The organism is Chthonomonas sp. (assembly GCF_035294165.1).
Lineage (GTDB): Bacteria > Armatimonadota > Chthonomonadetes > Chthonomonadales > Chthonomonadaceae > Chthonomonas.
Map to the genome: position 1 here is coordinate 1 of NZ_DATGLN010000108.1, position 10818 is coordinate 10818.

Here is a 10818-nt window from a genome sequence, read left to right on the forward strand (position 1 = left end):
GACCGAGTTGGTGCTAGGCCGACTCACCTATGGCAAATGGCCAAACCTTGCCAGCGCCTATGTCAGCGGCATTAGCGTGGGCATTCTGCTGCGTTCGGATTTCGTTTGGCCCTACATGCTCTGTAGTGCCATCTCCATTACCTCCAAATATGCTATTCGGGTGAACGGACGCCACCTCTGGAACCCCTCCAACCTCGGCATTGTGGCCACGCTCTTCATTGCGCCTAACGCGGTTTCCACCTTGATGAACCAGTTCAGCAATGGGTTGCTCCCCATGATTGTGGTGTGGGTCGTCGGCTCTTTGGTGATCTATCGTCTCAAACGTTTTCACATCTGCCTCACCTACGTACTGAGCTTCGTCTTCTATGCCTTTCTCCGTAGTCTTATCCTACACGACTCGTTTATAACGGAGGTGGCCCCCATCACCGGGCCTATGTACCAGCTGTTTACCTTCTTCATGATTACCGACCCCAAGACCACCGTTCACTCGAAGCGTGGCCAGATGTTGGTGGCCTTCCTTGTGGCGACGGTGGAGAACTGCCTGTGGCTCTACGGCTCGATTGCTTCTCCTCCGGCCGGTTCGTTCGCCGGCATAATAGCCTCTCATGCGCCTTACGTCGCATTAACGTTGGTAGGCCCACCGGCCAATCTCATCGAGATATTACGTGAGAAACGCCGGAAGCCGGCGCAGCAGCAGGCCGACGCCTCCCCGGCTCTCCGAGTGGCAACGGGCAACTAGACTCGCCATTTGGGCCTGCACTTCTAGGAAAGCCTGTCAAAGGAAACCGCCTGTAGGGGCACGGTGACCGTGCCCCTTTTGCTCATCTCCCCTCTCCCCGATGGGGGGAGGGGGTTAGGGGGTGGGGCTGCAGAGACTGCCAATCTTACGGTTCTAGAGGCAGTTAACCAAGCAAGTCAGCCTCGCTCGCCCCCTATCCCGTCCTTTCCCCCTATTAGGGAGAAAGGGGGCGGTTATGTTGAGTTTCCATGAGGAAAGGTTATCGTAGCAAACCGCCGATGGCCTTACTGGTCTCCCCTCTCCCCGATGGGGGGAGGGGGAGGGCGTCGGCCTTGAGGGGCGGGGGGAGTGGGCTTGAAGAGCTGGCAAGATGAACACCTGTCATTTCGAGCCGAAGGCGAGAAATCTTGAGTTTCACTTCCCCGCAGTCCTTAGGGGTAGGGGGTGGAGCTGACAATCTCACGGTTCTAGAGGCAGTTTTGCAAAGCAAGCTTATCTTGTTCGCCCCCTATCCCATCCTCTCCGTCTTGCAGACAGCGATGCAGCGGCTAGAGAAAGAGACGATTAAGGAAACGACACAGGCCGCTGCTGCGCTGTCCGCGAGGACGCACTCCACTCTCACACTAAACCGAAAAGCGTTCTCCTCCGTATGCTATACTGAAGAAGAGAAGTGCTTTTGTATAAAAGGCAAACGGCACGGAGTTGTGCTCTTTGGAGGAACCGATGGCTAGACCGCACGAACCGGAGATCATTGTATTGCATGAACAGCCCCCCGCATTCCCACGCCGACTAGGGCTGATCTTCCTCATAACCTTTCTGGTGCTTTTTGGTCTCTTTCTCGTGCTGCACAACTTCGTGCCGGTCTACACGGATTGGCTTTGGTTTCGAGAGGTAGGCTATCGGCAGGTTTTCTTCACCGAGGTGATCTCGAAATCGCTGCTCTATTTTGCGGCCGCCGTCATCTTCTTTACCATCTTCTTCACCAGTGTGACCATCACGCTCAACAGTACGCCCGATGCCTTCTGGAGTCAGCTTGTTCAACGCCTCGGAGGCAGCCAAAAACCGGCCTTACCGAGCCTCCTCCGGCGCATCGCTTTCTTTGTGGCTCTCATCCTCTGCTTGTGGGCGGGAAGGTCGGCTTCGGACGAGTGGAACGATTGGCTGCTTTTTACCCATAGCGTGCCATTTCATCGGCTCGACCCGGTATATCACAAAGATATCGGCTTCTATGTGTTTCAGTTGCCGTTTTTGAGCTATCTTCAGGGCTTTTTTATGATCACCTTCCTGGTGGCGCTAGCAGCGGTTATCGGCATCGGCTACCTGGAACGGGCACTCAATGCACGCCCCGAAGAGGGTTTGCCGCAAAGCGCCCTACGACCGGCGCTTGTGCTTATCGCCCTCCTTGCGCTTACCCAAGCGTTTGGCACACATCTCGGAGCCTACGGCCTCCTACAGCATGACAACGGCATCTTTGTGGGTGCCGACTATGTGGATGTGCACTATCGCCTCTTCGCCATTCGTGTTGAGATAGCCTTGCTTATTATTACGGCCATCGCCAGCTTAGCGGCCCTGAAAACGTGGCGCCTTAAACCGGCTATTTGGAGCGGTGCGGCCTGGCTTGTGGTCACTATCCTGTTGGGTGGTGTGGTACCTCAAGCAGCCCAAACGCTGCAGGTTGCCCCAAACCAGTTTGGGCTTGAACGCCCCTACATCCAACGCAACATTCAGTTCACTCGCGTGGCCTACGGGCTAGAGGGCGTACTCCAAGTCAACAACTTTCCCGCAGATCTCAGCCTCAACACGGCCGTTCTGGAGAAAAACCGAGCCACCCTCGATAATGTGCGGCTTTGGGACTACAAATATCTTGCCAAGGTCTATCAGCAGATACAGGCGGTTAAGCCCTACTATCGCTTCGAGGCCCTGCTGCCCGGCGGCGAACGCGTGCCTAATATAGATATCGATCGCTATCTCTTCCAGGGTCACCTGCGCCAGGTGATGCTTGCCGCCCGCGAGATGGATGTGGATGCTCTGCCCGAATCGGCTCAAACTTGGCAAAACCGTCGTCTAAGCTATACCCATGGTTACGGCGTAGTGATGTCGCCGGTGAACCAGACCGTGGATGGCGACCCGGTCTACCTCATCGAAGGGTTTCCACCCAAAGCCACCGGTGAAGCCGCCGGATTGACCATCGCCCATCCCCAAATCTACTACGGCATGTTAGACTATCGCCCCGTCTACGTAGATACCCAACAGCCGGAGTTCGACTATCCGGCAACAGGCAACGATGACCAAGATCACTACGCTTTCTACCAGGGGCATGGGGGGATTCGCATCGGCAACTCCCTGTTTCGCAAACTCCTCTTTGCCTATCGTCTGAACGACTGGAATCTTCTGCTCATCCACAGCCTTACACCGAACACGCGCGTGCTTTGGCGACGCGATATTCGCGAGCGCGTACAGCTTGTAGCCCCCTTCTTGCAACAAGACACCGATCCCTATTTGGTGATCGATCCGGATAACGGACATCTGGTATGGGTCATTGACGGCTATACTCTTTCCGATCGCTACCCCTACGCCACACCGCGCCAGCTCAGCGTGAACCCAATGACCACCGAATCGCTCAACTACATTCGTAACAGCGTAAAGGCCACGGTGGATGCCTACAGCGGCCGCGTGAACCTCTACTTGGCCGACCCCTCCGATCCCATCGCACAGGCCTATAGCCGCATCTTCCCCGGCATTTTTCACCCACTTTCCGATCTCTCGCCGGCAATGCGAGCGCATCTGCGCTATCCGGAGGACCTGTTCCGCATTCAACGCGCCATCTATGCCGTGTATCATGTGGACGATCCCCGTGTGTTCTACCTTCGTGAAGATGTGTGGGCAGTGCCGGACGAGCCGCTCTCTACCATCGAGCAGCAACCGCGTGAGATGGAGCCTTACTATGTGGTAATGCATCTGCCCGACTTGGGCACCGGCGACAAACCTAGCAACCCCATCCAGGCCTCCGGTGGCGAGGAGTTTGTGCTGATGAGCCCGCTCTCACCTATCCGCAGAGAAGACCAGAATATTCTCGGATGGATGTGCGCCCGATGCGACCCACCCCACTATGGCCAGCTTGTGCTCTATCGGTTCCCACAGCAGGTATCGGTGCTGGGCCCCACTCAAGTCTTACAGCGCATCAATAGCGACCCGGTGATCTCGCCCCAACTCTCTCTGTTGCGCGCGGGTGGCTCTACCGCCGAATTCGGAAATCTCCTCGTGATTCCCGTAGCCCATTCGCTGCTCTATATCGCCCCGCTCTACGTGGAAGCCACCGGCAACGTGAACCGTCTTCCCAAATTGGCCAAAGTGGTTGTAGCCTATGGCGATCAGGAGGTCATGGCCAATAGCCTCGACCAAGCGTTGGCGCTTCTCTTCCCAGGCTACGGTGCCGGAGGCAAGCCCGCGCCTCCTGCAGCTCCCTCGAAGGCAAGCATAAGCACAATACCCACTAAACCGGCAGGTAACCTCTCGACAGAGGTGCGTTTGCTCATCCAAAAAGCCAGTTCCCTTTTCAGCACATCGCAACAACAACTGCGTCAGGGCGATTTTGCCGGCTACGGCCAGACGATGAAGCAGTTGCAACAGACCCTAGAGCAGCTTAAACGCACTGCCGGGGTACCCTAAGGCTTGCTATAGAGAAGGAGACATGAAGATGCCATCTTCCCTGATGGATCATAACTTGGTGACAACCGCCTTTGAACTGCCCGGTTATCGCATTGTGAGAACGTGTGGAGTGGTACGCGGCATTACGGTGCGTTCACGAAGCGTTCTAGGGAATATTGGGGCGGGGATACAGGCGTTCTTCGGTGGCAACATCACGCTCTACACAAACCTCTGCGAGCATGCGCGCGAGGAGGCTTACGAGATCATGATTCAGCACGCGGTAGAAAAAGGCGCTAACGCGGTGATCGGCGTGCGCTACGATGCCACAGAGATCGCGGCAGGCATCACCGAGGTGCTGGCCTACGGCACCGCCGTTGTGGTAGAGCCGCTAAGCGCGTAACGTCTAGCCTAAACAGGGGATAGGCTACAGAAATGGGGTAGGCTTTCCTTTGGTAACTAACCACACTCGCCCTCTTTCTCCATTCAAAACAACTACACGCCTCAGCGGCCTATGCTCTTGTCTTACTCGTCTCTTTCTCTAGCCGCTGCATCGCCGTGCCCTAGCACCGCCCGAATCGGGGGAGAGGATGGGATAGGGGGCGAACAAGATAAGCTTGCTTTGCAAAACTGCTTCTAGAACTGTGAGACTGGCAGTCTCGACAGCCCCTCCCCAACCCTCCCCCCGCGTGCGGGGGGATGAGAGGGGGGCTTGGGCGTCGGCATTTTGCAGTCCCACCCCTGCCCTTCAGAACTGGGGGAAGTGAAACTCAAGATTTCTCGCCTTCGGCTCGAAATGACAGGTGTTCATCTCACCGGCTCTTCAATGCTGACGGTGCTGCTCACTGCGCCTTTCCCTCAAGGGTATCCCTCACTGCCCCGCCCTCTCCCCCTACAGAGAGGGGGGGCACCTCGCGGTGACCAACTCAGCGGCCCGTGTTGTTTCCTTAATCGCCTTTTTCTATGGCCGCTGCTGCGCCGTCTGCGAAGACCGCTGCATCGCTGTCTGCGAAGACCGCAGCAGTGCAGTCTGGGAAGACCGCGACGTTGTACGCGGGGGAGGGGATGCAAGAAGGGTAAAATGTATCTCGGTTTGTTGCGCGCTCCTATCCACGAAATGGGAAAATCGTCCTAAAATAGAATAGCCTCTGCGACAAAAGGCGGTTTCCATTCGGTATCTAAAAATCGGTACACTCTCTTCAGAAAGCGAGGAGGATATGCCTTATAAACAGAAAAAACAACGGAGTGTTCGGCGAAAAGTTGTTTTGGGGTTGCTTGCCGCCCTGCTTTTTGTGGCGAGCCTTGTAGGCGGTGAGCCTCTCTTGGCACGGCTCTATCAACTGTATAACGATCGTTCTCTTGCCGTGGCCATCGAGCGCGGTGACAACGAGATGCTGTTGCGCCTCTTAAACTCCGGTGCCGACCCCAACTTCCCCCTCGATTATCAAAACCCTAAGCCCACACCGGCCACCTACCTCAAAAACGCCCTGCACGGGCCTTTGCGCGCCCCACGCATTCCTGTTACCACACCGCTTATGCTGGCCGTTATTCATAAACGACCCGACATGGTGGAAGAGCTGCTGGCACATGGCGCCTTTGTAGATGCGCGGGACGAATATCGCTTTACCCCGCTGATCATGGCGCTGTCGCTGCACCAACATGCCATCGTGCGCCTGTTGCTTGCACATGGCGCCGATCCCAACGCCCAAAACGACCTGAATATCCCTCCTATCGCTTGGGCCATTGAGGTGGGAGATAGCGACGATGTCCCCCTACTGCTGGCCCGTGGGGCAAACCCAAACGCCTTAGATATGGACGGGCGTCCGGTGCTCTACTTGGCCGCCCTCTTGAACGATAAAAAGTCCATACGCGCCCTCCTCCGCTATAACGCAAGCCCGAGCCTCGCCTTCCATGGATGGACGGTTCTTGACCTTATACGTCATCGAGGCGATCGCGAGCTACAGCAACTTTTTGCGCCCTTCCTCCACCCGGAGAACGGAGCAATGTTGCAAGGCTAGCGCGAGACTGGCAGTTTCTACAGCCCCACCCCCTTAAGGCTGACGCCCTCGCCCTTAAAACTGATGGGAGGTGAAACTCAAGATTTCTCGCCTTCGGCTCGAAATGACAGTCGTCTCACCGGCTCTTCAAGACCGACGCCCTCCCCCTCAGCACCTTTCCCTCAAGGCCACCCCCTACGGCCCCACCTCTTACCCCTCACCCTACAGGGAGAGGGGCACCTTGCGGTGACCAACTCAGCGGCTAGCACAGCTCCTATGATCGTCTACCTCACTGGCCGCTGCGTTGCTGTCTGCAAGACGGAAAGGAGGGGATAGGGGGCGAACAAGATAAGCTTGCTCTGAAGGCAATTCCTCTAGAGCTGAGAGATTGGCAGTCTCTGCAGCTCCTCACCCCATTGGGTGAGGGCACCTTTATTTTTCTCTTGCCACCAAACAGGCCGCTAAGCCGTAAAATCGGTAGATGGCATTCAAACGGCCATGCGCCGTCTCCTACGGGGTATACTTGCGTCATGCAGAGGGCGATATCGAAGGAAGAGGATACCCAAAAACCACCACGCATTCTTTCCCTGATTCAAGCAGGGCTTGCCTTTGTCGGTGACAACGCCACCCTTGCGGCGGAATCGGTGCAGGCACTGCTAGGGGGCGGGCTTGCCGTGCGCGATCTTGTTGTGCAGATGGCCGCGCTTGGCTCCGACTCCATCTGGATCGTTTTGGTGATCTCATCGGCCACCGGCGCGGTGTTTGCCTACTATGTGGCCAATATCTCCCTCTCCGTAGGCTATACCGGCTTTGTGGGCGGGTCTATTGCCTACGCCTTTCTTAACGAACTGGGGCCGGTGCTCGGCAGCGTGGCTTTTGCCGCTCGTGTGGGGGCCGCCATCGCCGCCGAAATCGGCACCATGGTGGTAACCGAACAGGTAGACGCTTTGCGGGCTATGGCCGTTTCACCCGTGCGCTACCTGGTTCTGCCACGTTTGCTCGCTTGCATCACCATGCTGCCACTACTAATCATCTTCGCCGATGGCGCGGGTATCTACGGAGGCTATCTATTTGCCGGTCTGCGTGGTGTGCCCCATGTGGATTACATCAACTCGATCTACACTTACGTCAAGCCCTTTGACCTCATTAATGGCCTTATCAAGTCGCTCTGTTTCGGAGCCATAGTGGGGCTGGTGGCTTGCCAACAGGGGCTGCGTACCCAAGGGGGAGCGACCGGTGTGGGACGTGCAACCACCTCTTCGGTGGTCTGGTGCGTGCTCCTCATCTTCGTGGCCGACGTGTTCCTTACCCCGCTGCTTTCCGGCGGCGTGCAGTTACCATGAGCGCCATTATCTTGAAAGACCTCGTCTACGAGGTGGATGGAAAGCGCATTCTCGACCAAATCCATCTCGAAGTGCCTCAAGGCGAAATTCTCTCGATTATGGGGCAGAGCGGCAGCGGAAAAACCACCCTTCTGCGCATCATGACAGGCCTACGAAGGGCGACGAGTGGGCAGGTGCTTATTGATGGCGAGGACATTACCAAGATTCCGGAGCGTGAGCTAGACCGGGTGCGATTAAAGATGGGGCTTGTGTTCCAGTATGCGGCTCTCTTCGACTCGCTTACGGTGTACGATAACATCGTCTTCGGGGTGGTACGTCATAAAAAGCGGGTTACACGAGAAGCCCTCGACGCTCTTGTGAAAGAGTTGCTAGAGGCCGTTGGGTTGGAGGAGAGCGTGAAAAAGCTCTATCCGGCTCAGCTTTCAGGAGGGATGCAGAAGCGTGTGGGGTTGGCACGGGCACTTGCCATGCGCCCCTCGTTTCTGTTCTACGACGAGCCGACCAGCGGGCTAGACCCCATTACGGCACACACCATTGACCAGCTTATCGTGCAGACGTGCAAACGCCGGGGGGTTACCTCTGTGGTCGTTTCGCATCATCTTGCCTCCATCTTCACCATTTCAAACCGCATTGCCATGCTCCATGAAGGGCGTATCGTCGCCATCGGCACGCCAAATGAGATAAGGCACTCGGATAACCCGGTTGTTCAAGCGTTTATCGCACCCGAAAAAGACCTGCTGCTCAGCACACAAGGGTTATCCTAAAGGAGAAGCGAAGACCGCCGCGAAAGGCCTATGGGAGGATAAAAATGGAATCGAAATCGTTGGTAAAAGTGGGGTTGCTGACCCTCATCGGTTTGGCACTTGGCTTTTTGGGGCTGCTCTATCTTTCTCATACGCGCACCGATGTCTATCTGGTGACGGTCTACTTTGACGATACCTTAGGGCTGGCGCCGCAATCCATCGTGCGTATGCAGGGCGTGCCTATTGGGGATGTGAAAAGCATCTCTATAGATACGCATCATGTGCCTTTTCGGCCTAAGGTGGTTTTGGAAATTGAGCGTAAATACAGCATTCCCTCTAACTATCGGTTTGTCATTCTCTCCGGCATTCTCATCACAACGCCTCAGATCGAGGTGGTGCCTCCCCCTGAGGTACAGGCATTAGCTCCGCCCATACCAAAAGACAACACCGCCGTTGTGCAAGGCGCTCCCCCGCAAAGCCCCCTGGCCGCTCTCAGCCCTCATTTTGACGAAACGCTGCAAAATCTGAACGGCACCCTCACCGCCATGCAAGGCCATCTCGGCAAACTAAGCGATAAACTGCAGCTTCTCATCACCGATACCGACCGACTTGTTCGAACCTCCAACCAAACGGTGGCCTCGGCCAACCGCCTTATCGGCGACCCACGTACGCAGGCCGATCTCAAACAGACGGTGGAGAACTTCCGCATTGTTTCTCAACAGGCTGCCGTTACCGCCCAGCACGTTAGCCGAGAGCTTGAGGCGTTTATTCAGACCGGGCAGGTTAAATTCAACGCTCTCTCCGATGCAACAACCGACCTTGTCACCAAGCTCGGCAACACCATTGACGATGCCCGTGAAGTGGTGAGAAAGCTAACCGAGCAGGCCAGTAGCCCCCAACTGCAGCGTTCCATCCAAGAGACGGTAGACCTCGCCCGCTCCACGCTGGCCAGCGTCCGCCAGATCACGGGCGATATTCACCAGATAGCGGGCGACCCCGAACTCGCCGCCGGCATTCATCAGACCATCCAAAACCTCTCCGACACCACCGCCAAAGCCGATGCCGCTATGCAAAAGGTCAACGATATCCTCGATAATCTTCAAGGCAAAGCAAAAAAGGCCAAAACGATAAAGTTGCCTCAAACCAGCCTGCGCGTAGACGCCACGCGCGACTTTCGACCGGGCTACACCCGGGTGGATGTAAACGGCTTTCTTAATTTGGGGCGCCATAACGTCCTCAACCTCGGTCTTTATGACCTAGGGGGGACCAATCGTCTCGATCTCCAGCTTGGTCAACGCCTTACAGACGCCGATCTGCTACGCTACGGCATCTACGCAGGGCGGCTAGGCGTTGGGTTTGACTACATGTCCAACAACCCATTTGGGCTTCGTTTCGACCTTTACGATCTAAATCACACACGGCTTGACGCCAAGGCGCTCTATCGGGTAAATAGTGATCTGTGGCTGTGGGCCGGCGCAGAAGGCATTTTCCGTCGTACGGTTCCGGCCGTTGGAATAGAGTGGAACCGGTGAAAAGTTGCCGGCGGGCAGGCATTGGTCTGCCCGCCAACCCATGCCTCACCGAATCGCTTTCATCGTCGAACCGGAACCGATTCGGGTTTTCCACTTGAATTTGAGGAGAGATTTTTCCATGAAAGTCATTTTAACACGGGACGTGCCGAAACTTGGGCAGGACGGAGACATTGTCAACGTCGCCGATGGCTATGCACGCAACTACCTGTTTCCGCGACGCCTTGCGGTGCTGGCGCACGGGGCCGCATTGAAACAGCATCAGGCGCGCCTAGCGCGGGAGAAAGAGCGCAGCGCCCAGGCTTTAGAAGAGGCCAAGCGCCAAGCCGAAAAGCTGAACGGCGCCGAGCTTGAGATTATCGTGAAAACAAGCCCGAACTCCACCAGGCTCTTTGGTTCCGTAACCGAGGCCGATGTGGCCGACCTCATTCAGCAAAAATTCGGTATCACGGTGGATAAGCGCAAGATCGGCTTGGTAGACCCCATTCGCACCACCGGGCGTTACGAGATCGGCGTGCGCCTTCACCCCGAAGTGCGTGCCCAGTTCGTTCTTTATGTATTGACCGAAGAGCAGCGTGCCGAGCGTGAGAAAGAGCGACAGGCGACCGCTGCCGAAGCAGCCAACGCGGAAACCGCTGCCGCAAACTAGCTAAAACCCTTTAAGATACAGAGGGAGAGCGCAAGCCGCTTGCCCTCTGTCATCTTTTTATCAACCCTACAGGCTCCGAAATGACTCTCGACCGCATCCCTCCGAACAATTTGGAGGCCGAACAGGCCGTTCTCGGATCTATGCTCCTGGAACGCAGTGCGGTGGAACGTGCT

At 56.4% G+C, this 10818-nt stretch carries 9 protein-coding genes; all 9 read left to right on the forward strand.

The window, feature by feature from the left end; translation table 11 throughout:
- The coding region (locus VKV29_RS05450; RefSeq protein WP_324200292.1) for a hypothetical protein at positions 1-739 on the forward strand (739 nt) is incomplete at its 5' end.
- Between the two features lie 723 nt (positions 740-1462).
- Positions 1463-4408, forward strand: a complete 2946-nt coding sequence (locus VKV29_RS05455) for a UPF0182 family protein (RefSeq protein WP_324200293.1) — start codon at positions 1463-1465, stop codon at positions 4406-4408.
- A 28-nt stretch (positions 4409-4436) separates the two neighbouring features.
- A complete protein-coding gene (locus VKV29_RS05460; protein WP_324200294.1) occupies positions 4437-4787 on the forward strand; it encodes a YbjQ family protein in 351 nt (116 codons plus the stop codon).
- Positions 4788-5601: 814 nt separating this feature from the next.
- A complete protein-coding gene (locus tag VKV29_RS05465) occupies positions 5602-6402 on the forward strand; it encodes an ankyrin repeat domain-containing protein (RefSeq protein WP_324200295.1) in 801 nt (266 codons plus the stop codon).
- A 509-nt stretch (positions 6403-6911) separates the two neighbouring features.
- Positions 6912-7724, forward strand: coding sequence for an ABC transporter permease (locus VKV29_RS05470; RefSeq protein ID WP_324200296.1), 813 nt, complete (start codon positions 6912-6914; stop codon positions 7722-7724).
- The gene (locus VKV29_RS05475; protein ID WP_324200297.1) at positions 7721-8488 is read left to right on the forward strand and encodes an ABC transporter ATP-binding protein; all 768 of its coding nucleotides are present in this window, start codon (positions 7721-7723) and stop codon (positions 8486-8488) included. Before VKV29_RS05470 ends, VKV29_RS05475 begins: the two co-directional genes overlap by 4 nt.
- Before the next feature lie 44 nt (positions 8489-8532).
- Complete coding sequence (locus VKV29_RS05480; RefSeq protein ID WP_324200298.1) at positions 8533-9999, forward strand: MlaD family protein; 1467 nt, start codon at positions 8533-8535, stop codon at positions 9997-9999.
- A 118-nt stretch (positions 10000-10117) separates the two neighbouring features.
- A complete protein-coding gene (rplI, locus tag VKV29_RS05485) occupies positions 10118-10645 on the forward strand; it encodes a 50S ribosomal protein L9 (RefSeq protein WP_324200299.1) in 528 nt (175 codons plus the stop codon).
- A gap of 80 nt (positions 10646-10725) precedes the next feature.
- Positions 10726-10818, forward strand: a 93-nt coding sequence (locus VKV29_RS05490; protein WP_324200300.1) for a DnaB-like helicase N-terminal domain-containing protein, incomplete at its 3' end; no start/stop codon positions are given.

What these genes read in the sequence shown, in the direction of transcription:
- VKV29_RS05455 (WP_324200293.1), top strand. Translation starts at nt 1,463, where the DNA reads ATGGCTAGACCGCACGAACCGGAGATCATTGTATTGCATGAACAGCCC.
- VKV29_RS05460 (WP_324200294.1), top strand. Translation starts at nt 4,437, where the DNA reads ATGCCATCTTCCCTGATGGATCATAACTTGGTGACAACCGCCTTTGAA.
- VKV29_RS05465 (WP_324200295.1), top strand. Translation starts at nt 5,602, where the DNA reads ATGCCTTATAAACAGAAAAAACAACGGAGTGTTCGGCGAAAAGTTGTT.
- VKV29_RS05470 (WP_324200296.1), top strand. Translation starts at nt 6,912, where the DNA reads ATGCAGAGGGCGATATCGAAGGAAGAGGATACCCAAAAACCACCACGC.
- VKV29_RS05475 (WP_324200297.1), top strand. Translation starts at nt 7,721, where the DNA reads ATGAGCGCCATTATCTTGAAAGACCTCGTCTACGAGGTGGATGGAAAG.
- VKV29_RS05480 (WP_324200298.1), top strand. Translation starts at nt 8,533, where the DNA reads ATGGAATCGAAATCGTTGGTAAAAGTGGGGTTGCTGACCCTCATCGGT.
- rplI (WP_324200299.1), top strand. Translation starts at nt 10,118, where the DNA reads ATGAAAGTCATTTTAACACGGGACGTGCCGAAACTTGGGCAGGACGGA.